Here is a 26642-nt window from a genome sequence, read left to right as displayed (position 1 = left end):
TACAACACGGATCCGCTAAAGGGGTTGAACCTCTTAGGGTTATCCCCATGATATCGAGTTTATGCCTAAAAATCAATGGGAGGTAAGTATGAAACAAATTGCATTTAATAAGGTAGTATTAACCAATTTTAAAAACCATACTTCATTAGAGGTGAACTTCAGCGACATTACCAACATTCGAGGAAAGAATGGTGCAGGTAAATCATCTATAGGTGACGCTGCTACCTGGTGCTTATATGGGAAAGATGTAATGGGATCTAAGTTGGAACCGCAGCCAATAGGAACGGAGTTAGAAACGAAAGTGGAATTGCTCCTGCAGGTGGATGGCAAGCAATACTTGTTAGGTCGAAGTCAGAAAAAAACTGCCAAGTATTACATTAACGAAGTTCCAGAGAAAGCGACTGTCTTTAAAGAATTTGTGGATGCTGTCATAGATGAAAAATTGTTCTTTTCTTTATTCACACCAGGATTTTTCTCTTCTCAAAAGTGGACAGAACAGCGTGAACAATTACTCCAATATATCAGTGAACCATTGAATAAAGAAGTGCTTACCAAGATGGAGAAGATTGAAAGAGAAACACTTGAGGATAATTTGAAAAAACGCTCTTTAGATGACCTAGAGAAGATGCATAAAGATAAAATACGTCAATTGGATATTACCTATGAACGAGCAGCTGAACGATATCTGACATTGAAGGAGCAACTAGAACAAAGTTCTGATGAAAATGTAGATTTGGTTTTAGTGAAAAAAGAGTTAGAGCCTTTAATTGCTAAAAGAACCAAGATAGAAGAGGAAATCAACACTTTTTATGAAAGAAAAAGCGCCCGAGGTCGTATCGAATCACAAATTGAATCCTTGGTAGAACGTATTGATAGACAGAAATCAGTTGTACAAGGAATCAAAGATGAAGAAATTCTAGAAGCATGCCAAACATGCGGGCAGGATTTAGATGATAAGTCCAAATATAAAGTGAAAGAAAATAGAAAGGCCCGTTTCGATAAGGAAGTTTCAACTGGAAAAGAGCTTATAGAAAAATTAAATGCATTAAAAGAATCTCTTGCTGCAATGCCGGTACCAGAAGAAATAGACCGGACGGAACTTAGCGAGGTTGATAACCAGATTGTGAGTTTGCAATTAAAGCTGAATGGAGCTCGAAGAGTTGAGCAATTGCACCAAGATGTAACGGATGCAGAATCTAGTAAAGAAAAACTTCGCATGGATCGTAACACTTCAATCAGCATCTTTGATGCCATTAAATCATTCAGGTCTGTCCGTTCAGAGCTGATGGTTAACAAAGTAGATGAACTCTTTACCAAGATTTCTGTAAAGCTTTATGAAAAATTGAAGAATGGCGAGGAGAAAGCCACATTTCAAATTGAAATGGATGGAAAGCCATATAGCAAGCTCTCTACTGCAGAAAAGATTAAAGCAGGATTGGAACTCATAGAGGTGCTATCAAACCAGTCTCAGATAATCACACCGTGCTTTGTTGATAATGCGGAATCCATTCTTCACTTTATCTCACCGCCGGGTCAGCTGATTGTTGCGAGAGTGATAGATGAAGAATTTAGTATTAATCCAGTTTCCTTGAAGGGAGCCGGTGAGAATGAGTAAGGAACCCATTAATATATGTGCAAACGCAAACTGTGAAAAACCAATCTATGAAGGGGACTCAGTTTGGAAACGAGGGAAAGATTTGTTTTGCCATATTAAATGTGTATGCAAGCAATTGAAGGAGGAAAGAGCTCATGGTTAAGGATACCAGCGTTTTAGAAAATAAAACAGAAGTTTTCTATACAGTGCATATTAATGACACCTGTTGTGTAATTGATTACACCGGAAGAAGTGCAACAGTTGGAGAAAGCGAAAAAAGATATGCAAGAGAGTTTACTAAAATTGAGGAGGCTGGCAGGGCAGCAATGCTGGTTAATGGGAAAGTATTGAAGCATACAAAACATCGAATAATCACCATTGAAACTGAGGAGGTACCATTTAATGAGTAACCAATTGGCAGCCATCGATAAAAAGGAGTATGAAGACTTCTTTACTCAAAAGGAACTAGAAGTGGTGGTAAATAGTATCGCAAAGAATGCAACAAAAGAGGAGCTTGCTCTTTTTATTCAAATCTGCAAACACAATGGACTTGATCCTTTCAAGAATCACATTTATTTCATCAAGTATGGAAACCAGATGAGCATACAGGTTTCCGTGGAAGGGATTCAATACTTGGCCCAGCAACGTGATGATTACAAAGGGGTAACAACCCAGCTGGTGCATGAGAACGACGAGTTTGAGGTGGAGATTGACTCTGAAACACAGGAACTCAAGATTACCAAACACTCAATTAAATTCCCACGAGGGAAAGTAGCTGCAGCCTATGCAATTGCCCGCCGTGAAGGATATCCAGACAAGGTGATTATCATAGAAGCTGACGAGGTGGAACACTTGCGAATCAAGCAAGGGAGCCAATGGAAAACCTACTACAATGACATGTTCAAAAAGCATGCACTGAAACGTGCTCTTAAACTGCAGTTTGGTATTGAAGTAGATGACGATCAAACACAGCAAGATGCTTATGACCCATACGAACCGCGTCAGAGGGTAGATATTACACCTGAGACAAAATGTGTTGATACTGGTGACAATGTGATAAAACCGGATGAAGAGCTTGCAAATGTTTGGGCGGAAATTCAGAAAAAGACCAAAGAACTTGGTGTTTCTAAAAAAGATTTAAACGCATTTGTCCTGGAGAAGTTTGAAAAGAAAGGGAAGGATCTCACGCTGCAGGAAACAGTGGCTCTGAATAAATTAATAGATTTCCATTTTCCTAAACAAGAAGAAAAACAGGATGCAGAAGCAATGAGCTTTGATGATTTTGAGGGAATTACGCTGGACTAATATGGACAAGAAGGTGCTGATACCGTACACCTACAAATGGTTAGCAGCCGGAAACAAGAATCTTTATATCAGATATATAAAGGGGTACATAAACCTCTATCATCCCCGGCTGTACCCAATGAAGATTATACCAAGAGGCGAAAACTTGCCAGACATTGTAGTTTGCTTAAAAAAGTAAGGAGGTGTTGGGCTTGGCGAACGTTCAACCAGAGAATGGATTTACTAGAATTGCTCATGAAATTTTAGAGCAAACCATGAAAATAAAGTTAAGCCCAACCCAGCATAAGATAATCCTTGCAGTTTGGAGATACACTTACGGCTTTAATAGAAAAGATCATGATATGTCATTGTCATTTTTGTCTGAAGCAACGGATGTTCATAAACAACGAATTAAGCCAGAGTTGGACAAATTAATAGATAGGCAAATTCTAATCATTACCCAAGAAAATACAGCTAGAAAATCAAGGAGAATTTCCTTCAACAAGGATTATGACAAGTGGGATAAACCAGAGTCAGCAAAAATGCTTACAGTAAGCGAAAGTGCTTACTCTAGAGTAAGCGAAACTGATGACTCTAGAGTAAGCAGAACTGCTTACCAAGAAAGAAAGAACTTAAAGAAAAATATAAAGAAAAATAATAAAGAGGAGGGAAGCATCTTGGAAAAAATAATTGGTTTACTTCAAATTAGTGGATTAGTTCCTCCAAGAAAAATAAATCTGTTTCTAAGGGAAGATATTGAAGATGTCATAGAAAACTTTGGTTTTGAAACACCAATAGAAATTATTGAGGCAGCCATTAAAGACGCTGCAAGAGGAAACGGGGAAACATGGAAGTTTGTATATAACAAATTAAATAATTGGAGGAAGAGTGGAGTAAAAACTCTAGCTGACTTAGATCACCTTCAAGAAAATAAAAAAGCGCAACATAAAGCTAGTAACGTGGATTATGGTTCCTTAGCAAAGGAGTTTGAGAATGAATAAGAAAGAAGTCTTAGATATTATTCAACTCATAGAAAAGATGTATAACAACCCTTTCACAAAAAATGTTATACCATCCGAACAAAATAATAAGATTAAGAGCATTGTTGAAGCCTGGCATGAATTCCTTGAAAACCAAGACTTTAACCAAGTACGTGCAAAAGTAAAAAAACATGTTTTCACTAGCAAGTTCCCACCTACTATTGCTGACATATACGAAGAGCCATCTGATCTCAAAGTAAATCATGAGCACCTGGAATACATGAGAAAGTTACGGAGTGAATCGCGTGATTAATAACTATGAAGCAGAATGTGCCTTACTAGGTTGTATCTTAATTGATAACAGGATATTGAAAGAATTAGTAACGAAGCCTGAACACTTCCAGCATTATCAAAACAAAGAATTGTTTACGGCCATGAAAAAGATTGGTGAAAAGGATGAACCGATTAATGCCATCACCATTATTGAACTGATCGGGCGAAACAACCTTTCTCGACTAGGTGGAACGGGCCATCTTTCCCTCTTAAAAGAAAGTGTCCCTTCCATTCATGCATTCCGGAATTATGAAGATGCTGTCATTGATGCCTGGAAGAAACAAAATATCTACAATATCTTAAAGCCGATTGTGGAGAAACAGGAATTTGACTCAAGTGATATTCAGAAGATGATTAAGCAGCTGAACGACATAGATAAAACAGGTACTAAGGAAAAGTTCGACCTTAAAGAACACCTTGTTCAAATGTACGAGTTGCCACTGATTAAGAAGGAAAAAGGCTATTCCGGAATCCCGAGTGGCTTCCAGGATCTCGATGATATGACAGACGGTTTCCAAGATGAAGACAGTATCATCATTGGGGCAAGGCCTTCTATGGGTAAGACAGCCCTCATATTGAACATTGCAGCCAATGCTGGATATAAAGGTGCCATACCAGTTATCTTCTCCTTAGAAATGAGCGCAGAGAGCCTTATAAAGCGCATGCTCTGTCTGCTAGGAGGAATAGAAGGTATTAAGGCTCGAAACCCTTACCATTATTTTGACGATAAAGATCATGAAAATTGGGTTGCAGCCATAGGTGTATTGGAACGAATCAACATGCAAATCTTTGATAAACCTGGTCAGACAGTGAATGAAATGCGTGCTCAGATTCGAGACGTCAAACGGGAGAATCCGAATAAAAAGATTCTGGTTATGATTGACTATCTCACCTTAATCAAGCCGGAAGAAAGCCATAACGGAAACGCTCATCTACAAGTATCAGAAATAAGTGCTGCATTAAAGGGAATGGCCAAGGAGTTTAAAAGTCCTGTCCTTACCCTTGCTCAGTTATCACGGGGAGTGGAACAACGATCCAATAAAAGACCTGTAATGTCCGACTTAAGAGAAAGTGGAAGCATCGAGCAGGATGCGGACGTAATTGGATTCCTTTATAGGGATGAATATTATAATGCCGATTCTGATAAAAAGAGCATTTTAGAAATTGATATTGCTAAACAGCGTAATGGTCCAACTGGAAAAGTAGATATTTTCTATAACAAAAAAACACAGAGAATGCGGGATCTCCATGACAGACACGCAAACGCAAATTAGAGAGTGGTATCTGGATGCAGTTGATTTCAACCAGGAGCCTCTTTTATTACTTCTAGATTTCCTCATCTATGAAAAAAAGGTTCTTAGCTTTGATGATCCAGAAGAAAAGCTGCATTTCTACTTCCAAGATAAATTCCGGGGGAAAATGAACGACCATCTTTCCCAATACAAAGTCAAATTAGAGGAGGAAGCCAGTGGAGTTAAGGAGACAGGTAATGCTTCATGAACTCTCTTTAAAGGGGAAACATGAGGCCGAAGACGGCCGGCTATTAAGAGAGCTAACAGTGGAAGAACTAGAAAGTGAGTTTAAAAGAATGCAAGAGGAGGAGAGTAATTGAGATTTTTAGGAATTGACCCATCTAGTAAAACGGGGTTCGTTGCCTTAGATGAAAATGGCGAGATTCTCCGTGCGAAGGAACTAAGCGGGGTAGGGGCGCAGGACCCCAAAAGAATGGTCACTTTAATAAATGAGGTTGTGGACCACCTTCGTCCTGGTGACATCATCTGTATCGAGGGATTCCCCTTTGACACGCAGAAAGCGATGTTCGCAGGGGGATTGCACCACGGTATTAGAAACGAGCTCTACAAGCGAAAATTGAGCTACTACGAGGCTGCTCCAAATGCCGTGAAGAAGTTTGTCAATGTGACCGGCTGGATTGGGGAGGTAGGCAGCAAGAAACGTCTTACCGGTCCTCAGAAAAAAAAGGCAGTAATCAAAGCTGTTGAGGAACATTATGGATTTACTCACTCCAGCGACAATGTGGTTGATGCCTATATCATGGCCCAGATAGCTCGTATATCCTGGATTATAAGAACAGGAATAGATTGTAGTGAAAACGCTGGAACTCTAGCAAAATATCAATACGAAGTAATCCATAAAATCCTAGAAGGGGCGTGCTAAGCATGCAAGTAACAGTTAAAGCTAATTTCAATAAACAAACAAAGGACAGTAAAAAGGAACTCGTTCAATTTTATGTAAAGGGTGAGGACGAGAAGAAGCAAGAATTGTCTCAAATGACCCGTGAAGTGGTGGAATTGCAGATTGATGGTGTGGAGGAAAAGCTTACATGCGAGTTCAGTAAAACAACCAAGGATGGTAAGAAAACCACTCTTGAATTCATTGTGAAAGGTGATACTTCTGCAGAACAGTCTTTCAACTTTTACAAGAAGGCTGGCACTGATGTTACGCTGCATATTGTCGAGTCTCAAATGAGTATTGATGAGTTTCACGAAGATCATGAAGGAATTGAATACAAAGTGGACAAGGATGGATCGGTAAAGGTTGAAGATGGTCAGTTGACACTTGATGAGTATCAAGAGGTATAAGAGATAAATTCGCAAGATGTTCACTAATGGGGTGTAGGAAAAAAAGAAAAGACAGTTGGCCATAGCACTTGCCCACCGTCATTAGCAGAGTGTAGCCAGGTCAAGAGAAACATATTTGTTAAGGTTGAAATGTTGAAAGGGTAAGGTAGATATGTTATAGGTTTTCTTTCAAAATGTCAAATCAATAAAGTTATAGGAGGGTAATTTACTAAGAATTAATGCTTTGTTTAAAAGCAGGATATCGCTTAATATCATTTCCTTGATTACAGGACTATCACACTTGTAAAAGTCGCATGTTAATTTTTTTAATTCATGATAAATAAGACGCATATTTCACCATCCTTTAAAAGGAGTATTTAAGATATGTCTATTGTGTAACATACTTGCAATAAATAATAGAGTTTCGACAAAAATAATAAAAAGAAAAAATTCAACGTAACAGATTAGAAGATGTCTTCAGAGGAATTAGAGGCATACAGGAAGAATAGTACCACCTAAACCGGAACAGATGAAACTAAGGTAAAGTGCAGATGCTTATACTGACATTCATACTTATGGCATTCGCAGTTAGAAAAATAATCTTTCTTGTTTGTAGGCATACTGCTCTTGAGGTGATAAATAAATGGACTTAGCACTTAAAGGACAAATAGTACATTTAAAATCAAAATTGGTAAGCTTAGGACTGAATGTAAGAGAGGATTGGCAACAATTACACTCACCAGAAAGGTGGATGAAGGACATAGAATATATTCTTCAAATGCTGGATGAAATGGAGCCAAGATAATAAGAATCATTCAGAATTATTTCTTTTAATTAATTCCTGGAATTCAAAGATCAATTGATCAAGTTCCTGACTTAACTGAATAATACGTTGACTTGTTAATCCAATAATTAAACCAAGCTCAATTAATTCTCTTCTGCGATATTCGATTTCAATAAGTAATTCTTGCTTTGACATTGTGACCATAAGAGCCTCCAAGGGACTGGGATAAAAGCACTATATAAACATCATGTAATAAATAAATGTAAAAAGAAATAGTTTCGACAAAAGAATAGAAAAAACGACAGAAAAAAGACCAGGATTCCTCCTGATCGCCTAAATAAATTATATCATAGGGGGAATCTTGGTGTCTCAATTACAGTTTAATTTGCCCGAAATAGATAGAGAAAAGACAAGAAAAGCTGTTGAAAGTGCTCTTGAGAAGTATCGTTTTTATCTCCTTACTATTCCAGAAGAGAAACTGCCTAGAATAACAGCGTCATACTCAATAATACCACCTTCACACACCAATGAGTTTCATTCCTCTACAGAAGATGCTGTGATTGTTCTAGTAGATGGGGAAAGGGAGCGTATTGAGTATATAGAGCGTATTAGAAAAGCAGTGAATCGTTTGAGTATTAGAGAAAGAGAATTGATAATAAAACGGTATCTTGAAGAAGATGAAGTGTATGATTATGAGATTTATAACGAAAAAGGAATGAGTGAAAGACAGTTCTATCGATTTAAAGGCAGGATTTTTTATAAATTAGCATTTATACTAAAAATAGAAAAATATAAAAAGCCATAAATCCCTTTATGGCTTTTTAGAATATTAGCTAGTAAAATCTGAAACTTGCACCAAACCAGGACCACGGGTAAATCTTAATCTATGAGTCCCACTTTTTTTAATTTGCATATATTTTGTAGAGGATCCAGGATTAAATGAGTAAGTACTAACGTCATTATAAAATCCAAGAGAGTATCTTTCTAAAGTTACATGAGTCGTTAAACCTGAATCGTTTCTAATGTAGACTTGTATAGTTGATCCGGCAGGTTTAAAACCACTAGTATATCCTCCTGCAGGAAAGGATTGATTAATAAGTAGCGTGTTACCACCACCCATTAATGGAGTAACCTCCTCTGCGGAAATCTTCGAACTAAAACTAAATAACGAAACTAATACTAATCCGAAAAAAATAAAAAAGTATTTTTTCAATTTTTTCACCTTCCTAATAGTTTTTGTGATATATTGTAAATTATAGTATAATATTGAAAGAAAACAAGATTTATTTTCCAATTTTTCAAAAGAGAGGTTTTACAATGAAGAAAAAATCTACTATATACTCAGTCATTACTTTAATTATTTTCATTTGTATTTTGGTTATCTATGGGGTTGTAAATAATATTCTAGTTAGTAATAATAGAGCTCTAACCCCTGAAGGAGTAGTTGAAGAATACTTAACAACACTTAGTAAAACGGGTGACTTTAGTGAAGTTTTAACCATTGTCGACAATGATAGTATGACTCCTGATTTACTCAAATCCTTTCAAAATGATGCGAAAGATTTTAAAGTCTTAATTTATGATGTAAATGAGGCACTGTGTAACGAAAACGCTTCAGAATGTGTAGTACCTACATACCTTAGGTTAGAAAATAGTAGTGGTGATATGAATTATATAAATGTCATAAAAAAAGAAAATCAGTGGCTAATTAGCTTTGATGATATTGATGAGAATATTGATAACTAATCTTGAAAAAATGCTCCAAAAGGTGTTTATTAGTTTCTACCAATATAAAAAGACGTCTCTAAAATTAGAGATGTCTTTTTATATGCAATGAATACATTCCTAACAAAATTATTTTAGAAATTATTATTCTACTGTTAGTTTTATTCTTCCACTGAAAATGTAAATAGATAAAAATATTCAAATAGATAGAGAAAAATGTCTTAAATAAATAGAGCTTTTTAGAAGAGCAGATTATTAGAAGGTACCTGGAAGAAGATGAGGTATTTGACTATGAGATTTATAATGAATTAGGAATGAGCGAAAGAAGGTATTATAGGTTCAAAGGGAGAATTTTTTATAAGTTGGCGTTTATTTTAAGGATTGAATTGTACAAAGGACACCCATAAAGGGTGTTTTTTTATATAGCTTAACTTTTTGTATTTAAATCAAGTTATTTATACTATAATTTGTAATAGAGGTGAAATTATGGAATTCAATTTAAATGATTATACTTTTAGTATCCCCGAAATTCTATTAATAATTTTTATTATTTATACTCTTGTACTAACAGTAAAAGTATTGCCAAAGATTAAATTTGTCAAAGAAAAAGAAAAAACTAACTTAGAAAATTTGATTGAAAAGAAAGATTTAGCTTATTGGATATTAATCTTATGTTTAGGCTCAATAAGTGTGTTTACATATGAGTATAGTGGCGATAAAGAGGCAATCAATCACTGGAGTTTTGCTGGTACTATAGTTTCAATAATTCTTGCAGTAATTGCTATTATCTTTACATTCTACCAATCGTTTTCAAACGAAGTTTCAGCTAACAAGATAGAAAAGGCAGCAGATAAAATAACAGCTGCAACAATTGATCTAGATGTAAGTGAACTAAAGCAATCAAGTGATGTTATAAATAATTTAGCAGAGAATATGAGAATACATAATGAAAATCTTCAATCAAAAATTAATGCCATTAGTAATGAGTTATCTGGTCTGAAAAGTGATCAATTCGAACATCAAAATTATATTAAATCACTTATTAAAAGTAATATAAACATTAATAAAGAAGAGGATAAGAATAATAGTCAATTTACGTTCACTAAGGAATCATTTGATTCTTGGTATATGTACGCACCTTTTCGATTGAAATTAATGTTATATGCAATTTATAGACTTCATGAAAGTGGTATAGAAATAACTAAAGATGCATTAACTACATATACTACGAAAGTATCAGAATATGAGTTCACTGATGAGAAAAATCAAACAAATTTTACTAAAGGTTTAACTTATGGAGTAAATTTACAGGTTGAAATGAGTATTTTACATGTAATTGCAGTGCATAAAACCAATATTGAAAAAGAAAAAATAATAATAAATCCAGATATTTATCATTATTTAGCTAGTAAGTACTCGCAACAAGATCTTGATGATCAATTTGTTAATTATGAACAAATTATTGTTGAATTGATTGATGAATGTAAATAAAAAAATGGAAGACTTTTGGCAGAATCACGGCAGAACATTTTACAAGGTGTTATTATGATACTAACGAAATATATCAAGAGGGCATCACTCAGGTTGAGCGGTGTCTTTTTATGTCTAATATTGACGAACGATAGGAGTTGTCCTTGTAGTTCCTTTTGCTCATAATTATGGGTGAAGGGGTGGAAATATGAATACTAGAGACAGAATACTTAAAGATGGAAATTACAAAAATGAGAAAACTATAGATAATACTATGAGAAAAAAATACTCTCCTCAAACTTTATCTTCTAGGTATATACCTTTAAGAGATTTTATTTATCTATGCATTATATTAGTTATAATTTGTATAGCCGTAATATCAATGACTCTATCAGATTCGAGTAGGGCAGGAGAAAATTTAAATTTTGCTGCCACATCAGTTTCAATTGTTTTAGCTATTTTAGCAATTGTTATAACACTAACTGATTCTTATGGGCAAAAGGAAAATATAAAAAAACTAGAAGAAGTTAGTCACGAAATGGATAGCTCGGTAAGAAATACTCAATTAATTTTATCAAAAACCTTTGAGAAATCTGAGGAGCATATAAAAGAGTTGATAACATTAAAGGAGGAACTAAAAAAACATTATGAAGAGTCAATTAATGAATTGCAAAATAAAATACATGATGCGTATGATCAATCAGGTGTTATTGATAAAGACAAATTTGATAAAATTGTTGAACAGTCATTAAGAGAAGCGAATAAGAAAATAAAAAATGAAAGAAATTACAAGAAAGAATCACGTGAAGATATAGCATCATACGTTGTAAAAGAAATTGAATCCAAACATGGGTATGGCAACATACCTAAGGAAGATATTGAAATTGCCATTAAGGATACACTCACAATGATAGATTATATCGAACCAGATATTTTGAAATATGAAGTAGAAAAGATGTTTAAATATATGTTAGATAAAGGATACATTCATCAATTCAAAAATGGATATTCAACTTTACCTTTTTGAATGACAGATTTTTGGCAGAAACTTGGCAGAGCATTTCACTTTAAAGGTGTTATTATGGTATTAATGAAATATATAAAGAGGGCATCACTCAGTTTGAGTGGTGTCTTTTTGAGTGACAAGAAGGAAAAATGTCTCTTTTTGAAGAATTTTATCTTTAAGGGGGAGATTTTATGGATGAAAAAGTATTAGAGGTTAGGATGTATCCAAGAGAAGAACACGATAGCAGTTTTCAAATTTACGTAGATGAATTATTGAAATATGGTTTGTTAGAAGGTCCTGCTGTTATTGGGATAGCTAAACAAATTGTCGATAGGGGAGTAGATACTTTAAGCCAAAATCAAATTAAAACGTTTATTGAACACGGATTAACAAAAGGGAATTATGTATAGCAATGTGAAAGGTGCGCATTTGAAATTCCTTGGTCTGAAATGTTCACAGCACTAGATCATGATTATTGTGCCTATTGTAGACATATCTTAGAAAAAGAAGACTAGGTTGTCATAATTTGACGAACGATAGGAGTTGTCCTTGTAGTTCCTTTTGCTCATAATTGAGTGGAAGGGAGTGGAAGTTTATGAAATTTACTATTGATGTATCTACTATGATTAGAACGGAACACAGACTAAAGAAAGACGGTTCTTTTAAGAAATTTACTGGGGCTGAAGAAAAAGAATTACTTGAAGATGATATGACTTTTGATAGCTATAATGACGCTAAATATTGGAAGAGTAATACTGAATATATAGAAGTGGAAGAAGAAAGAATAGAGGTTAACCCAATAATATCTAACCTTACTGATCCACATGTAAGTATTAGGCCGCATAGAACAGGTAAACCTAGGTATAGTTTTTTTTCTGAAGAAGAACTAAAAGAAGTATTATTATCTGGAGATGATTCTACAAACAATTCTTTAATTGTTGATTTTGAAGGAAAACTACATTTAATACCTTTTGAAGAAGCAAAAACTAGAGGTTATGCTGCCAGGTTTGAAACTTATATGGCTGGGAACGGTTATGTTGGTGCAAGAAGTAGTTTAAATCACATAACAGATACTTATTTAAGTTTACTAGAGGCATGGAGCATTCATTTGTCAAGTCATGATATGATTTATAGAGATTATCCAAGTAGTCATACTAAGGAGCAATTAATATCAGAGATTAAAGAGAAAATTTCAAAACTGTAGTAGTAATATTCAATAATGTAATAGGAATTTTTTTATAGAAACATTTGATCCAGGTACAGGTGGTCATAAAGTTATGGACTTGGGAACGTTAGGAAACTAAATAGGTATTCATAAAAGCATCCTTTCGAGGGTGTTTTTTGTGCAGGAAAAACCTTCCTTTTGTAGAATGGTTAATTATAACAATTAAAGGGAGTTTAGTATGGATGAAGGTACATTATTTAGTAAGGGTAAGCCAAGTTGCCTAACAGTGAAAGACTATAAAAGATATATACTATTGATAGAAAAATACAGCAATCATGATGTTTTTTTAATAATTGATATGATAGTTAAAATTTTTGAAGCAGAGTCAATGAAAGAAGCTAAACAGAAGTATAAAGCTTCTTTGAAACAAATTAAGAATTTATCGTTTGGAAGTTATACAAAGCAAGATTTTTATGGGCTTTCTCACATTGCCTACATCTCTAAAATCACTGTTTATAGAAAATAGAAATTCATTGAAGGAAATTATTCTTATAAGAATATATACACACATATTTTATATTGCGTAGTAAAATAGTCTCATTAATATGTAAAAGGAAGATGAGACGTGAACTATGTTGACTATATAGATGCAGTAGATATTCTTGGTTGCTTACATGATAAAATTGAATCTATTATTGAAAAACTGGAATCATTTAGACTTACTCAAGGTGCTAAAGAGAAAGAGATGGTTAAAACTGAACTACAAGACATCAAAAGAAATGTGAAAAAGCATTTGGACTTGTTTCTGCATAACGATGCCAATATATATATTAATGAATATCTAATACCAACTTTAAGTATTTGTAGTTACATTCTTTCTAAAATTGGTACTAACCGAATCAATGCTAATAGTTACAAGAATGTGATACAACATTTTCACCAGGTCCAATTCTATGTCCAGAAATACTACAAATCTATTTTAAGCAAATCGTATTAAATATGGACTTGGAGAAGGAGAGAAAACATGAATTTGAAAAGATCATTTATTACAGCGTATTTGCCAGTTGAAGTGAGATTTGATGTGTTTCAAACAAACGAGAGTATTGACGTGTTTCTTTGGAGCAAAGGACTACGAGGTGCCCATATAAAAGGTACAGATGAGGAGGAAACTATTCAATTAGCAATTAAGCAGTTTGAAGAGGAAAATGGTGTAAAGGTGGAACTGCCAAAAAATAAATAATACATAAAGCATTCTTTCGAGGGTGTTTTTTTAAGATTTCTTAATGTGGAGCCGATAAAGTATTTGGAGGTGGTGCATGTATGAAATGGGAAAAATGTAGAAGATGTGGAAGTAACAGAGTTGTTAGTAGATCATCAGGTGGAACGGGCATAAAGCTTATAATATTAAGCTTTATTCTATTTGGTATATTAAATGCTAGGAATACCGAGAGTATGGTACTTTCATTGCAAAGTATGGCAAATTCATTGCCAAGTATTGTAGTTGGTGGAATAGGAGTAGTATTACTTCTATTCACAGGAAGATTGGTTTGTAAGGACTGTGAATTGCAATGGGTACCAAAAAAGGCTATGAATAAAAAAGCATCCTAATGAGGGTGCTTTTTATTTTGGAGAAAGTGAGGAGTCAAATATGATTAGGTTGGTTCTAATTGATTGAATACAAAACCAAAGAACAAAAGAGAAGGTTCTATCGTTCAAAAGAATGGGAGTCATTAAGGCAGCAAGCTTTGAAACGAGACAACTATGAATGCCAACACTGCAAGCGTGAGGGAAAGGTTCATATAAACTCTCGAAAGGTAGATGGAGAAAAGAAATCTATTGAGATAAATGTGCATCACAAGTACGAGATAGAGTTCTATCCTCAGCTTGCTCTTATGCTAGATAACTTGGAAACACTTTGTTTAAACTGCCACAACAAAACACATGGCCGAGTATTTAACCAGGCAAAGAAAAAGAAATGGGATGACGAAAGATGGTAACACCCCCCCATTCAAAGGTTAGTGAAATATATTCAACCCGGGGACCGGGGAGGGGGGTGTTCTGTCCAGATTTTAAGAGAAAATCTTCACGTAAGGGGGGTGGGTGAATGGCGGTAAGTGTATCAAAACTTCAAAAACAATTAATGAGCCGAATCGATACAGAGGATCTTGTGGAAGTTGAAAAAGTAGAACGTTATATTAGTCTTGTGAAGCTCAACAAGCAGCTGGATAGAGAAATAAAAAAAGAGGGGGCTACGGTCGTAACGGAGAACGGGGCTCAAAAATTTGTAAAAAGTCATCCTGCAGTAAATGACAAATTGAAAGTGAACGCTCAACTTTTGGCTATTGAAAAATCATTCAATTTTATAAGCGAGGGAACCCACCTTCCATCTGAGGAATATTCGGAAGCTGATTTAGTTTGATTGTTAATAAGTATGTAGAGGAATATATTAACCTCTGGAAATCAGAAAAAATAAAGCTAAATAAAGAACGTATTATGCTTATAAAATATTTAGAAGAACATGTGTTAAGTAGAGAAGATTTATATTTTAATGACGAAATGATTGAAAACTGTATTCGTTTTGGTGAGAAATGGTATTTTCCACTGCAGCCATTTCAGCGGTTTTTAATTGCTTTCGTCTTTTTGTTTTTCAAGCAAAACAATCGTGTATTTTATAGAAAACATTTTTGGATGAAGGGGAGAGGGGCAGGTAAGAATGGATTAATTTCTGTTGTTACTCACTTTCTAATAAGCTCATTACACGGGATAAGAGAATATCACATATCCATAGTTGCAAACTCAGAAGACCAAGCGAAAACATCTTTTGATGAATCTTACAATGTTATTGGTCGGTCAGGACCCTTAAAGGCAATGTTCAGAAGAACAAAAACACAAATTACCTCTAAAAAAACTGATGCAGTATTAAAGTTCCGAACTTCTAACGGTGAGACAAAGGATGGCTTGCGTGATGGGGCGGTTGTGTTTGATGAAATTCACCAATACGAGTCAAACAAAGATGTTCGAGTCCATATTAGTGGTCTTGGTAAGAAGCAACCACCGCGAGAATTTTATATTGGGACTGATGGATATGTTCGCGATGGATTTCTTGACAAGATGAAAGAAAAAGCAATGAAGGTATTAAAAGGAGAAGCCAGACCAAACGCTTTATTTCCTTTCATATGTAAATTGGACGCAGAAAGGGAAATAGATGACCAGGACAATTGGGAAAAATCAAATCCCATGTTAAGTCATCCTCGAAGCCAATATGCTCAAGGTCTTTTCGATACAATTCTAGAAGAGTATGAAGACTTAGAAGATGATCCAAGCAATAGAGAAGAATTTATGACAAAACGTATGAACTTACCTGTCACTGACCTGGAAAGATCGGTTGCTAAATGGGAGGAAATTGAAGCGACTAATCAGCATTTTCCTGAATTATCGGGGAAAGATTGCATAGGAGTTTTAGACTTTGCAAGTATTCGAGACTTCGCAGCTTGCGGTCTATTGTTTAGGCACGAAGGGAAATACCCGTTTTTAACCCATTCATACGCCAGAAAGGAATTTGTAGATAAATACTACAGTTATTCTAAAAAGCACGAAGCAGAAATGGCAAGAAAAAAGAAATTTGCACCTATTCGCGAATGGGAAGAAGCTGGCCATCTAACGGTACTGAATGAGGAAACCATCAATCCTAAACATATTGTTGACTACTTTATTAAACAAAGTCAGTTTTACAACATCAAAAAGATAATTGGAGATAACTTCAGGATGGAGGTCCTAAAGGTACCTTTAGAAAAAGCTGGTTTTGAAGTAGAAGTAATTAGAAATCCCAAAGCGATTCATAGTTTACTAGCACCTAGGGTGGAATTAGGTTTCGCAAATGGACAATTCATTTTTGGTGATAACCCTTTAATGCGATGGTACACCCAAAATGTATTGGTCAAAATTAAGAAAGATGGTAATAAAGAATACGAAAAGAAAGAACCAATCCGCAGAAAAACAGATGGGTTTCAAGCTTTTGTATGTGGGCTATATCGAATTGATGAAATCAGTGAATACAAGATTGAAGACACATTTGATGCCCTCGAATCCCTGAACTTCTAAATGGGAGGTGATATAAATTGGGATGGTTAGGTGATATTTTAAAGAAAAATAGTGAGTTGGAGTCCCTATTCGACTTAGACTTGTTTACGCAAGAATCCAGCAACAGAGCATATCTAAAAAAAATAGCGCTGGAAACATGTATAAGCTTTATAGGAAGAACCATTAGTTTAACGGATTTCAGAGTTTTGAAAGATAATGTGAGGCAAAAAGATGAATGGCATTACCTTTTGAATGTCCGTCCTAATACGGATCAAAGCGCAGCATCATTCTGGCAGGATTTTATATATAAGTTGATTTACCAAAATGAAGTTCTGGTTATTCTGACCGACACCAACGACCTTCTAATTGCAGATAACTTTGAAAGAGAAGAATATGCGGTGTATGCCGATCGATTTAAAGATGTAACCGTCAAAGATTATACTTTCCAACGAACCTTCTCAATGGATGAAGTCATCTATGTCACATTCAACAATGAGAAATTAACAAAATATATGGATGGTATGTTCAATGATTACGCAGAATTGTTCGGAAGGGTCTTTGATATCAACCTGATTAAAAATCAAGTGCGGTCAACTGTAGGGCTGGAGGCTACACAAGATTTAACGGATCAGAACAGACAAAGGCTTCAAGAGTTCCTAGATAAACTGTTTAACTCGTTCCGAAAAAATTTAGTGGCTATCGTTCCTAGATTGAAAGGGTTCGACTATAAAGAAGAGTATAAAGGTGAAGGAACACATTATACTGCTGAAGAGTTAGAAAAGATTAAGAAGTCACTAATTAATGATGTTGCTGAAATTTTAGGAATTCCTAATGCTCTTGTTCATGGTGAACTGACAGAATATGAAACTAGTATTACAGCATTCGTCAAATTTTGCATCAGTCCCCTTTTAAAAAAAATACAGGATGAACTAAACGCAAAGCTATTCGAAAAGAAGGAATATCTAAGTGGAAATCATATTGAAGCTAAATTCATACCGTACAGCAGCATCTTCGATATAGCACAATCATTTGATAAATTGGTAGCTTCCGGAGGCTTTACGAGGAACGAACTAAGAGTTGAAGTAGGTTATGACAAGTCTGATAATCCAGTCCTGGATGAATTTGTTTTAACCAAGAACTATCAAGCTGCTACAGAAACCGAAGGAGGTGAGACAAATACATGACAATAAGAATAGATGTTAAAGGTCCAATCATCTCTAATGATGAAGCCTGGATCTATGAATGGTTTGAAATTGAGGCAACTTGCCCAAAGACAGTGACATCAAAGTTGCTAGAAGCTAATGGAGAAGATGTGACAGTCTATATCAATAGCCCAGGTGGATATGTAGACGAAGGTTCAGAAATCTATACGGAATTAAAAAACTATTCCGGACATGTAGAGGTTCAAATTGTAGGTCTAGCTGCAAGCGCGGCATCCGTAATTGCGATGGCAGGAGATAAAGTGAAAATTTCACCGACAGCTCAAATAATGATACACAACGCATCGATGGGATACCGTGGTGACCATAGAGATATGGAAAAGGCAGCTGAAATACTAAAAGTTACAGACCGAGCCATTGTAAATGCATATGTCATTAAAAGTGGAATGTCAGAAGAAGAACTCCTGGGAAAAATGGCGGATGAAACCTGGATGGGTGCTCAGAAAGCTTTGGAGTACAAGTTTGTGGATGAAATAATGTTTATGGATAATGCAATCAAGCTAACAGCATCTTCATCTCCAAATATGATTCCTCCAAAAGTGATTAATAGTTTAAGAAACGGTTTTCCTAACAAAGCGGATCCAAACCTTGTGACACAAGATAATTTAAAAGAGATGCTAACTCATTTTAAGAAGGATTTCTTGGAAGAGACGAAAATGAATAATGAAAAGCCTAATGAACCTAAAGCGACTGTTACTGCAGAGAAACCGCAAATAAGGTTCATTTTTTAATTTTAAATAACGGAGGGAAATTATATGACCATGAAATTAAAGGGTACCATGAATAATTTTGAAGCAAAAAAAGCTGCTTATATGACGATGGTGAAGGAAGCAGAACAGGATACTGTAAAACTTTCGAATGCATGGGATGAAATGCAAACAGCCTTGGCAGAGGATTTAACGGAAACAATTACTGCAGAAGTGCGTTCTCAGCAAATGGATGCCCAAATCTTAACGGCTCGTGGACAAAATGTCCTTACTTCCAAAGAGAAGAAGTTCTTTAATGAGGTTATTGAGTTTGGTGGATTCAATGAAGATGCTATCCTTCCAGTAACAACTCAAGAACGAATTTTTGAGGATTTAGTGGAAGCGCACCCACTATTAGAGGCGATCGGTCTTCAAGATCTTGGAGCAGTTACTCGCTTTATTAAGTCTGATGCGACTAAAGCATATGCATGGGGCAAATTGTTTGGGGATATTAAAGGACAGGTTAGTGCAGCATTCTCTGAAGAGCAAATCGGTCAATTAAAGCTAACGGCTTTTGCTGTTATTCCAAAAGATATGTTGGAATTGGGGCCAGTGTGGGTTGAGCGTTACGTTCGCACCCTTTTAGTAGAATCCTATTCTGTAGGTCTTGAATATGGCCTAGTGAATGGACGAGGTCCATCACAAAATGAACCAATTGGACTTATGAAAAATGTTGATAAAGAAACAGGTGCTGTGACAACTAAAACTGCAACAGGTACATTGACGTTTGCGCCCTCTCAGTTTGGTGAAATCATCGCTGGAGAATTGCACGATGTAATCAAAGCGTTAGCAGTTAGTGAAGACGGAAAATCCCGAAAAGTATTAAATAAAATTGTGATGGTCGTTAATCCTATAGATGTAATCAGTGTCCAAGCTAGGAATACGATTCAAACAGCAAACGGTCAGTGGGTAACAGCATTGCCTTATAACATCAAAGTAGTTGAGTCCGAAGAGATTCCAACAAATCAAGCACTTTTCTTCGTAAAAGGGGAATATCTTGCTGCTGTTGCAGGTGGATACAAAGCTAACAAATTTGATCAGACACTGGCTATCGAGGATGCAATGCTTTACACGATTAAACAATTTGCAAATGGAAAACCGAACGACAACAAAGCGGCACTACTATACACTTTGGATATCAAGTTTCAAGCGCCACAACCAGCAGGTGCTTAAGGAGTTGGTTTGATTGGAAGTAACAGACCAATTGATTCAAGAATTCAAAGAAAGAATGCATATTAGCCATGATGAAGACAACAATCTAAAGCGCTTGTTGTCTTTTTCTATAGCTTATGTTAAATCAAAGGTAAAAAACATTGATATAGAGACGAACCTCCAAGCAAAAGAACTGGTATTTGAACGAACTCGATATGCTTACAATGATGCGTTGGAATATTTCGAGAACAATTTTATCAGTCAAATCAACTCTCTAATTTTAGAAGCAGCTTTGAAGGAAATGGAGGCAAGCGAAGATGCAACCATTTAAATACAAACCTCCAAAAACAACCTCAGGGAATCTTAGGACCCCTGTTACTTTCTATGAACCCAAGCCTAATGAAGGTCCTGAGCCTGGTGAGCAAGTGAATACCGTTCTTTATGAAGCTATGGCCAGTATAGATACGGTTTGGATGAAGGATATAGAAGTGGCCAAAGCAAACGGCACCCTTTCTGATCTCACCCTAACCATACGAGATTCGAAATCCACCTATATCCCAACCAATAAGCATTATATTGCAATTGATGCGGACGGTTATCGAGAGCATCGATATAACGTTAAGCATGTACAGCCAGATTTACAGAACCGACAGTTTATTAAAGTAGTCGCGAGCGTGGTTACATGAGCGTAAAAATCCATGGTTTAGATAAGTTATTGCAAGACCTTGAAAATCGCTTAGGTAATGTGGCCATGCAAAAAATTAGCGACAAAGCATTAATGGATGCAGCAGAAATATTTGTGGATGCGCTAATAAAAGAATTTGCTAGTTTCCGAGACACGGGGGGATCCATCGAAGAAATAACGATATCACCCATTATGGTTGTTAATGGTGTCCGAACTATTAAAATTCATTGGAGTGGACCTAAAGGTCGTTATCGCATTATTCATCTTAATGAGTGGGGGACCATTAAGAATCCACGTCCACGAGGGAAAGGCGCTATCGCAAGGACGCTGAACAATGCCAAAAAAACCTACCAAGACGCCTTGAAAAAGGCAATTAAGGAGGCTTTGTAGTGGATATTTTAGATGCGGTTTATCAAATATTAAAGGCTGATTCCTATATCGCTGAACAGATAGAGAACCGCATTAAATATTATGAATACCCAGAATCAGGCGCTGTAGACAAACCTTATATGGTTTTAGAGGAAGTTCAACCGGCGCAGCCTAGCACCTTCGCGGATGGGACGTGGCTCACATTGGATGTTCATTTGCATGTGGAAATATGGAGTCCTAATAGAACCATCACCCGGCTACTTGCCGAGAGAGTTCGAGATCTTATTTGGACGAAGTTTAAGATTGGCCAAAGAGGAGGAATTCCGGAATATGATAACGGCGTATTTCGTGATGCCAGAAGATATCAAGGCCTGATATATAAAGAAGATCTAAATTAATTAGAAGGAGAGATTTTGATGTCTGTAGAAAAAAATTACCGGGCTTCTACTGGTGTAGATGAATTTTATTACGGCCTAATAGGGGATGGCATTATAGCAAGTTCTATTGAACGTGTGAAATTCTTGCAGGAGATTACTGTTGAAATGCCTCAAGAAGTGGTGCGAGCTTATGGAGACAATACTACTGCAGAAATGGCCGTGTCAAACGGGGATATTTCCGTCAATTCTACGTTCCACAAAATCCCTATCGAGGATAAACAACGTCTATTGGGATTGGAAACGGTAGGGGGTTTAACCGCCATCGGGGGAACAGACAATCCTCCATATGTGGCAGTTGTTTTTGCCAAAACTTTTCAAGATGGGTCGAAGGAATATGTAGGACTACCAAAAGGAATCTTCACTCGTCCGAATGTTTCCGGTAGCTCAAAAGCTGGTGGAACTACTGCGTTTAATACAGAGGCAATTGTGGCTCAATTTATGGACAGAAAAGTAGACGGGTTTGACTCCGACAAGTCCGTCATCTTTGCAGCGGATGAGAAAGGTATTAATACAAATCGAGACGCATTATTTCTAAAAATATTCGGGACTGCTCACCCACTAGCAGGACCAGAAGGAGCGTAAACATGAAGGTAGCTGAAATTAAGTCCAAACTTACTACACTAGGCGTGGAATTTGATGATAAGGCAGGAAAAGAGCAATTGGCCAAATTGTTAAAGGAAAACGAAGAGAAGACGGAAGAACAACCTGTAGAACCCAAGGAAGAGACAGACGAACAACCCGAGGAGAAAGAGGAATCCGTAAAATACGTTGTTATCCATGACTTCAAAGATTTGGAGGATAACAATACCGTATATATCAAAGGGGATATCTTTCCAAGAAGAGCCGATGCAAATCCTAGCCAAGAAAGACTGCAAAAGCTGCTGTCCAAAAACAATAAGATAGGAAAACCATTGATTAAAGAACAGGCGTAAGCGCTTGTTCTTTTTTACTTTTTTTGAAAGAGAGGAACAAAACATGGCAAATTTAAAGCGAAACAGACTGGAACTTGTAAAAGAAGTGAACGGAGAAGAGGTAGTAACAGAAAACTACCTTACACCCGTCTTTATTCCGTTTGGGGTTGTGTACGAAGCGATGGACTTGAAAGACGAAATAGAGGGGCTTGTTAAAAAGTCCGATCCAGGAACAGAAAAAGAATTAATTGATAGAATGATTCTTTTTATTACAGAAAAAATCTACAATAACCAATTCACAAAGGAAGAATTGATAAACGGATTGCATGCGCCTAATGCCATGAGAGAGTTACAAGAACAGGTTGCTTTTGTTGCCAACGGTCACCAATCTGATGCTACAAAAAAGTTCTTAGAGAAGAAGAATTGAGTGATGAGGACTTTTCTTCTTCCAAACAAAAGGAATACATGGACAGGTTGATTCTTCAGATGATGAAGAATGGGAAGGACATCAATGAAATACTTAATATGCCCTTTCATTTCATAGTAGAACTCATGAGAGAAGAAAACAAGCCAAAAGAAGTTAAATCCTTATTCGCTGCATTTGGTGGTTAGGAAAAACTTGCATGGTTGGAAAGGAGGGTAAAAGATGGAGAAAATTGAGGGTCTTTCAATAGGGTTGGATTTAGATTCGATTAAAGTCGAGAGTGGTCTCAGTAGTCTAAATTCTAAATTAAAGCTCGTCAATAGTGAAATGGCTGCCAACATGTCCGCATTTGATAGAGGGGATAAGTCACTAGAAAAATATCAAACTAGTTTAAATGGTCTCAATAAGAAGCTGGAAGTACAAAAGGCTGTAACGGAGAGTGCATTGAAGACCTATCAAAAAATGGTGAAGGAATATGGAGAAGGTTCAAAAGAAGCAGAAAAAGCTGCACAAGATTACAACAAACAACGAGCCTCACTAAATAATTTATCGCGTTATATTGATCGCACAACTGAAGAAATGAAACAGTTCCGAAAAGAGCAGGAACGTGGAGAGTCCAAACTATACGCTTTTCGAAATTCCCTGGACAAAACAGGAGATTCACTAATCGGGATGGGAGACAAGATTAGAAATACGGGTCAATCCTTATCCATGCAGTTGACGGCCCCACTAATCGGTTTCGGAGTTGCAGCTGGTAAAGTTGCATTAGATTTCGATAAGGCTTCCGGACAGATCCAAGCAGAACTGGGGATATCTGAAGAAAAAGCAAAAGAACTTCACGAGACAGCCAAAGAATTGTGGGAAGACGGGTTTGGCGATAGTTTAGGTTCTGTTTCGGATAGGGTCGCTGGCGTCACCAAAGCACTTGGAGACTTGAGTAAAGTAGATCTTTCTTATGTTACTCAGGGTCTTGAGTTGTTCGAATCAAGAGGATGGGGAGACCAGCGTGAAACTTTAAGGGCCATGAAAGTCCTTATGGAACAGTTTGGTATGTCTTCACAAGAAGCGATGGACTACTTAACAAAGGGATTCCAAGAAAATCTGAACTATAGCGATGAATTTTTAGACACCGTTTCCGAATACTCAACTTACTTTGCTGAACTTGGATTTTCAAGTGATGATATGTTTGCAAAGTTGAAAAGTGGTGCGGAAACTGGCGCTTTCCAGCTGGATAAAGTAGGAGACTCCATGAAGGAGTTCTCTTTAAGGGCCAAAGATGGTTCCAAATCAAGTACAGAAGCCTTTCAACTTCTTGGTCTAAATGCTGAAAAAATGACAAGTGAGTTTAATAAAGGTGGAGACAGCGCCAAAAAAGCCTTTGAGAAGGTACTAAAAGCTCTCCAAAAAACCGAAGATGAGACTATTAGGAATCAAATTTCCACTGGACTATTTGGGACTCAATATGAAGATCTTGGAGAAAAAGCCTTTGATGCCATGCTAAAAGCCAGCAATGGACTAAATAATGTAGAAGGATCTACAAAAAAGGCTAGTGATGCTCTACGTGATAATTTTGGAACAAGAGCAACCAAAGTGTTGAGAGATTTTATATCTGACATGGAACCGGTTGGAGAAAACTTGCTTGTAATTGCTGAAGACATATTACCTAAGGCAGCAGATGCCATAGGAGATGTAACAGGAGCTTTTTCCGATTTATCTCCTGCAGCACAGGGGAATATCATAAAATTTGCAGGCTTGGCAGCTGCAGCCGGTCCGGCAGCCGTGGTGTTAGGCAGTGTGACCACTACTATCGGAGGATTGGCAAAAGGGGTTAGTAGCCTGTCGGGATTGCTTGGAAAGGCCGGAGGGACGGGCCTCCTTGGTCGAGTTGGTTTAATGGGAATCGCTAGTGGACCTGTTGGCTTGGCAATTACAGGGGTTGGCTTATTGGGGTTAGGTATTTATTCCCTAACAAGAGATACGGAAAAACTGCACGAAGTTAATTATAAATTGATTAATAGTGTCAACGAAGAAATTACCGCGATGGATAATTTATCTTCCAGTTTTGAGGATCTGCACAATAAAAACAAACTGACTACCGATGAAACACTTCGATATATGGATATCATGGACGAACTAAAAAAGGCGAAAAGTGAAGAAACTATTTCAGCACTGACCAAAGAACAAGAACGTCTACTTGAAAAATCAGGTTTTACAAACGAAGAAATGGCAAAGTTTCTTGAGTTAAATGATCAAATTGTTAAGAATACACCGAACGTCACTAGCGCGGTATCAGATCAAGGAAATGCCTACATTGACAATTTAAATACTTTAAGAGATTTGAACACAGAAAAACGTGAAGAGTTATTATTGACAGCTGAACGAGAACTGGAAAAGGCGCTAGAAAATGAAGTGCAATTACTCCGTGAAGAAAAAGAACTTATAGCTGACATAAATGTTACGAATAAAGAAATTGACGATACTTATCAATCCAGGCTTGGAAAAATCTCAGAGTTGGAACAAGAACAGATTAAACAAAAAAAGATTAATGATGAAATTAAAACATTAAAGGGTGAGCTGGATAATCTAGACGGAAATGCGCTAAATAAGGCAGAGTCCAAATTGGCCTTGCTCGAATTAGAAAAAGCAGAGCAGGATAGCATTGTAGAATCTATAGGTTTTGAAAAAAAAGAATTCGATAATGTTTATGATAAATTGCTAGAAAAACTTAAAACGAAAAACAAAGACCTGGAATTGACCCGGGAAGATATTAGAGAAGTAGGGAATCTAACTGCTGATTATGAGGAGTTAATATTAAAACAGGTTGGCTTAACTTCCGAAAAAGGAAGAGGGATTGAAAAGCTACAAGAAGAGCAAAGAAATATTGATGTTTTAAGAAAGAAGCTAGAAGAATTTAAAGGCCCTAATGGAGAAATAACTGACGAATATAACGAACAAAACGCAAAACTAACTGAACAGCAACGGAAAATAGACGCCGCAAAAAGAAAACTTGAAGATATGAACACCGTTGCTGGCAAGACGGTTTATAAGGACGTAAATATTCGTTCTAACCCCTCTATTATTGATTTCAATAGTGGTTTAGGTGCAACTATATCTAAACGTGTTCAATTAGCTCTTGGTGACGTTTACGGGCCACGTATTTCTGCTTTTGCAAAAGGAACCCGAAATTCTCCAGAGGGACTGGCTTGGGTAGGAGAAGAAGGTCCGGAGTTACTACATCTACCTGGAGGATCTAAAGTTATTCCGAATGAAGATAGCGTGTCACTCATGAAAAAATGGAATATCCCCATTGCCAATAAAGGCTTTGCAACAGGTGGTCTGGTTAACACAAGTGGACTCTATCCAATTGCAGAAAATGGTTGGCCTGAATGGGTAATACCTACGGATCCAAGTCGAAGGACAGATGCTATGAAACTACTAGCTTTGGCTGGAAGAGATATCAGTGGAAATAAGCGTCCTTCTCAGTTCCCGAATGTTGGTGGACAGGATGACTCTGTTCTAAAGGAAATTCTCCAAGCGACATTGCAACAGAACAAGATATTAGTGGGAATCCTTCAAAAAGGGAACTCTTCATCTGGTATTGATTTCTCAGAATTAGCAAGTAGATTATACGAACCAATGAAAGAAATTATGGATTTTGAAGAATACAGAACAAGCAAATTTTAAAAGGGGGTGAAGCG

38 protein-coding genes and 1 pseudogene are annotated in these 26642 nt (G+C 36.5%); 37 read left to right on the top strand and 2 right to left on the bottom strand.

Translation table 11 applies throughout. The annotated features are described in order from the left end of the window. Positions 1-88: 88 nt before the first annotated feature. The 11 genes from HF078_RS06995 (at position 89) to HF078_RS06945 (ending at position 7575) form a co-directional block, all read left to right on the top strand. Positions 89-1615 carry an AAA family ATPase gene (locus HF078_RS06995; RefSeq protein ID WP_169290475.1) on the top strand — a complete coding sequence of 509 codons (1527 nt, stop codon included), beginning with the start codon at positions 89-91 and terminating at the stop codon, positions 1613-1615. Between the two features lie 134 nt (positions 1616-1749). Then, complete coding sequence (locus tag HF078_RS06990) at positions 1750-2004, top strand: hypothetical protein (RefSeq protein WP_169290474.1); 255 nt, start codon at positions 1750-1752, stop codon at positions 2002-2004. Then, the gene (locus HF078_RS06985; RefSeq protein ID WP_169290473.1) at positions 1997-2899 is read left to right on the top strand and encodes a RecT family recombinase; all 903 of its coding nucleotides are present in this window, start codon (positions 1997-1999) and stop codon (positions 2897-2899) included. The genes HF078_RS06990 and HF078_RS06985 overlap by 8 nt, the downstream gene beginning before the upstream one ends. Before the next feature lie 191 nt (positions 2900-3090). Continuing rightward, positions 3091-3879, top strand: a complete 789-nt coding sequence (locus HF078_RS06980) for a replication protein (RefSeq protein ID WP_169290472.1) — start codon at positions 3091-3093, stop codon at positions 3877-3879. Beyond that, the gene (locus HF078_RS06975; RefSeq protein WP_169290471.1) at positions 3872-4171 is read left to right on the top strand and encodes a replicative helicase loader/inhibitor; all 300 of its coding nucleotides are present in this window, start codon (positions 3872-3874) and stop codon (positions 4169-4171) included. Before HF078_RS06980 ends, HF078_RS06975 begins: the two co-directional genes overlap by 8 nt. Then, a complete protein-coding gene (dnaB, locus tag HF078_RS06970; RefSeq protein ID WP_169290470.1) occupies positions 4164-5465 on the top strand; it encodes a replicative DNA helicase in 1302 nt (433 codons plus the stop codon). Before HF078_RS06975 ends, dnaB begins: the two co-directional genes overlap by 8 nt. Then, entirely contained in the window at positions 5440-5691 is a 252-nt protein-coding gene (locus tag HF078_RS06965) for a hypothetical protein (RefSeq protein WP_240951689.1), read from the top strand. Before dnaB ends, HF078_RS06965 begins: the two co-directional genes overlap by 26 nt. After that, positions 5681-5803 carry a Fur-regulated basic protein FbpA gene (locus HF078_RS06960; protein WP_169290469.1) on the top strand — a complete coding sequence of 41 codons (123 nt, stop codon included), beginning with the start codon at positions 5681-5683 and terminating at the stop codon, positions 5801-5803. The genes HF078_RS06965 and HF078_RS06960 overlap by 11 nt, the downstream gene beginning before the upstream one ends. Continuing rightward, positions 5800-6366 (top strand): hypothetical protein, encoded by a 567-nt coding sequence (locus HF078_RS06955; protein WP_205831545.1) that lies wholly within the window; start codon positions 5800-5802, stop codon positions 6364-6366. Before HF078_RS06960 ends, HF078_RS06955 begins: the two co-directional genes overlap by 4 nt. Before the next feature lie 2 nt (positions 6367-6368). Then, on the top strand, positions 6369-6791 hold the full coding sequence (locus HF078_RS06950) for a hypothetical protein (protein ID WP_169290468.1): 423 nt from the start codon (positions 6369-6371) through the stop codon (positions 6789-6791). 622 nt (positions 6792-7413) lie between these two features. Beyond that, positions 7414-7575: a hypothetical protein gene (locus HF078_RS06945; protein ID WP_169290467.1), complete on the top strand. Its 162-nt coding sequence runs from the start codon at positions 7414-7416 to the stop codon at positions 7573-7575. A gap of 6 nt (positions 7576-7581) precedes the next feature. Here HF078_RS06945 and HF078_RS06940 read toward each other — a convergent pair whose 3' ends face one another. Beyond that, positions 7582-7758 (bottom strand): aspartyl-phosphate phosphatase Spo0E family protein, encoded by a 177-nt coding sequence (locus HF078_RS06940; protein ID WP_169290466.1) that lies wholly within the window; start codon positions 7756-7758, stop codon positions 7582-7584. Positions 7759-7915: 157 nt separating this feature from the next. Here HF078_RS06940 and HF078_RS06935 point away from each other — a divergent pair, with 157 nt between their 5' ends. Next, a complete protein-coding gene (locus HF078_RS06935) occupies positions 7916-8359 on the top strand; it encodes an ArpU family phage packaging/lysis transcriptional regulator (RefSeq protein WP_169290465.1) in 444 nt (147 codons plus the stop codon). A 24-nt stretch (positions 8360-8383) separates the two neighbouring features. On the opposite strand, the gene HF078_RS06930 is transcribed toward HF078_RS06935, so the two are convergent. Beyond that, positions 8384-8767, bottom strand: a complete 384-nt coding sequence (locus HF078_RS06930) for a hypothetical protein (RefSeq protein ID WP_169290464.1) — start codon at positions 8765-8767, stop codon at positions 8384-8386. 104 nt (positions 8768-8871) lie between these two features. On the opposite strand from HF078_RS06930, the gene HF078_RS06925 reads away from it, so the two are divergent. The 25 genes and pseudogenes from HF078_RS06925 to HF078_RS06805 all read left to right on the top strand — a co-directional run bounded on the left by HF078_RS06925 (position 8872) and on the right by HF078_RS06805 (position 26628). After that, complete coding sequence (locus HF078_RS06925; protein ID WP_169290463.1) at positions 8872-9300, top strand: hypothetical protein; 429 nt, start codon at positions 8872-8874, stop codon at positions 9298-9300. 230 nt (positions 9301-9530) lie between these two features. Beyond that, positions 9531-9686, top strand: a pseudogene (locus HF078_RS06920) (ArpU family phage packaging/lysis transcriptional regulator); the annotation flags it as partial. Between the two features lie 79 nt (positions 9687-9765). Beyond that, on the top strand, positions 9766-10770 hold the full coding sequence (locus HF078_RS06915; protein ID WP_169290462.1) for a hypothetical protein: 1005 nt from the start codon (positions 9766-9768) through the stop codon (positions 10768-10770). A 187-nt stretch (positions 10771-10957) separates the two neighbouring features. Then, entirely contained in the window at positions 10958-11776 is an 819-nt protein-coding gene (locus HF078_RS06910) for a hypothetical protein (protein WP_169290461.1), read from the top strand. 170 nt (positions 11777-11946) lie between these two features. Beyond that, on the top strand, positions 11947-12165 hold the full coding sequence (locus HF078_RS06905; RefSeq protein WP_169290460.1) for a hypothetical protein: 219 nt from the start codon (positions 11947-11949) through the stop codon (positions 12163-12165). Positions 12166-12350: 185 nt separating this feature from the next. Then, positions 12351-12959: a hypothetical protein gene (locus HF078_RS06900; RefSeq protein ID WP_169290459.1), complete on the top strand. Its 609-nt coding sequence runs from the start codon at positions 12351-12353 to the stop codon at positions 12957-12959. 199 nt (positions 12960-13158) lie between these two features. Then, positions 13159-13446 (top strand): hypothetical protein, encoded by a 288-nt coding sequence (locus HF078_RS06895; RefSeq protein WP_169290458.1) that lies wholly within the window; start codon positions 13159-13161, stop codon positions 13444-13446. A gap of 99 nt (positions 13447-13545) precedes the next feature. Continuing rightward, the gene (locus tag HF078_RS06890) at positions 13546-13917 is read left to right on the top strand and encodes a hypothetical protein (RefSeq protein WP_169290457.1); all 372 of its coding nucleotides are present in this window, start codon (positions 13546-13548) and stop codon (positions 13915-13917) included. A gap of 27 nt (positions 13918-13944) precedes the next feature. Beyond that, complete coding sequence (locus HF078_RS06885; protein ID WP_169290456.1) at positions 13945-14160, top strand: hypothetical protein; 216 nt, start codon at positions 13945-13947, stop codon at positions 14158-14160. 80 nt (positions 14161-14240) lie between these two features. After that, positions 14241-14528 carry a hypothetical protein gene (locus HF078_RS06880; protein WP_169290455.1) on the top strand — a complete coding sequence of 96 codons (288 nt, stop codon included), beginning with the start codon at positions 14241-14243 and terminating at the stop codon, positions 14526-14528. A 59-nt stretch (positions 14529-14587) separates the two neighbouring features. Continuing rightward, positions 14588-14917 (top strand): HNH endonuclease, encoded by a 330-nt coding sequence (locus HF078_RS06875; protein WP_169290454.1) that lies wholly within the window; start codon positions 14588-14590, stop codon positions 14915-14917. Between the two features lie 107 nt (positions 14918-15024). Continuing rightward, positions 15025-15339 (top strand): P27 family phage terminase small subunit, encoded by a 315-nt coding sequence (locus HF078_RS06870; protein WP_169290453.1) that lies wholly within the window; start codon positions 15025-15027, stop codon positions 15337-15339. Further along, on the top strand, positions 15336-17021 hold the full coding sequence (locus HF078_RS06865; protein ID WP_169290452.1) for a terminase TerL endonuclease subunit: 1686 nt from the start codon (positions 15336-15338) through the stop codon (positions 17019-17021). Before HF078_RS06870 ends, HF078_RS06865 begins: the two co-directional genes overlap by 4 nt. Before the next feature lie 17 nt (positions 17022-17038). Then, positions 17039-18184: a phage portal protein gene (locus HF078_RS06860; protein WP_169290451.1), complete on the top strand. Its 1146-nt coding sequence runs from the start codon at positions 17039-17041 to the stop codon at positions 18182-18184. Continuing rightward, positions 18181-18951 carry a head maturation protease, ClpP-related gene (locus tag HF078_RS06855; RefSeq protein ID WP_169290450.1) on the top strand — a complete coding sequence of 257 codons (771 nt, stop codon included), beginning with the start codon at positions 18181-18183 and terminating at the stop codon, positions 18949-18951. The genes HF078_RS06860 and HF078_RS06855 overlap by 4 nt, the downstream gene beginning before the upstream one ends. 24 nt (positions 18952-18975) lie before the next feature. Then, complete coding sequence (locus HF078_RS06850) at positions 18976-20139, top strand: phage major capsid protein (RefSeq protein WP_169290449.1); 1164 nt, start codon at positions 18976-18978, stop codon at positions 20137-20139. A gap of 13 nt (positions 20140-20152) precedes the next feature. Further along, complete coding sequence (locus HF078_RS06845; protein WP_169290448.1) at positions 20153-20449, top strand: hypothetical protein; 297 nt, start codon at positions 20153-20155, stop codon at positions 20447-20449. After that, complete coding sequence (locus HF078_RS06840) at positions 20436-20804, top strand: phage head-tail adapter protein (RefSeq protein ID WP_169290447.1); 369 nt, start codon at positions 20436-20438, stop codon at positions 20802-20804. Before HF078_RS06845 ends, HF078_RS06840 begins: the two co-directional genes overlap by 14 nt. Next, a complete protein-coding gene (locus HF078_RS06835) occupies positions 20801-21193 on the top strand; it encodes a hypothetical protein (RefSeq protein WP_169290446.1) in 393 nt (130 codons plus the stop codon). The genes HF078_RS06840 and HF078_RS06835 overlap by 4 nt, the downstream gene beginning before the upstream one ends. Further along, the gene (locus HF078_RS06830; protein WP_169290445.1) at positions 21193-21570 is read left to right on the top strand and encodes a gp17 family tail completion protein; all 378 of its coding nucleotides are present in this window, start codon (positions 21193-21195) and stop codon (positions 21568-21570) included. Before HF078_RS06835 ends, HF078_RS06830 begins: the two co-directional genes overlap by 1 nt. An 18-nt stretch (positions 21571-21588) precedes the next feature. Further along, positions 21589-22191, top strand: a complete 603-nt coding sequence (locus HF078_RS06825) for a major tail protein (protein WP_169290444.1) — start codon at positions 21589-21591, stop codon at positions 22189-22191. A 2-nt stretch (positions 22192-22193) separates the two neighbouring features. Then, complete coding sequence (locus tag HF078_RS06820; RefSeq protein WP_169290406.1) at positions 22194-22541, top strand: hypothetical protein; 348 nt, start codon at positions 22194-22196, stop codon at positions 22539-22541. Positions 22542-22584: 43 nt separating this feature from the next. Continuing rightward, positions 22585-22947: a phage tail assembly chaperone G gene (gene gpG / locus HF078_RS06815; protein ID WP_169290443.1), complete on the top strand. Its 363-nt coding sequence runs from the start codon at positions 22585-22587 to the stop codon at positions 22945-22947. After that, positions 22944-23132: a phage tail assembly chaperone GT gene (gpGT, locus tag HF078_RS06810; protein ID WP_169290405.1), complete on the top strand. Its 189-nt coding sequence runs from the start codon at positions 22944-22946 to the stop codon at positions 23130-23132. The genes gpG and gpGT overlap by 4 nt, the downstream gene beginning before the upstream one ends. 34 nt (positions 23133-23166) lie before the next feature. After that, positions 23167-26628, top strand: coding sequence for a phage tail tape measure protein (locus HF078_RS06805; protein WP_169290442.1), 3462 nt, complete (start codon positions 23167-23169; stop codon positions 26626-26628). Positions 26629-26642 lie beyond the last annotated feature (14 nt).

This window comes from Bacillus sp. RO2, from assembly GCF_012911845.1.
Classification (GTDB): domain Bacteria; phylum Bacillota; class Bacilli; order Bacillales; family Bacillaceae_I; genus Sutcliffiella_A.
This window is presented reverse-complemented; position numbering and strand designations above follow the sequence as displayed.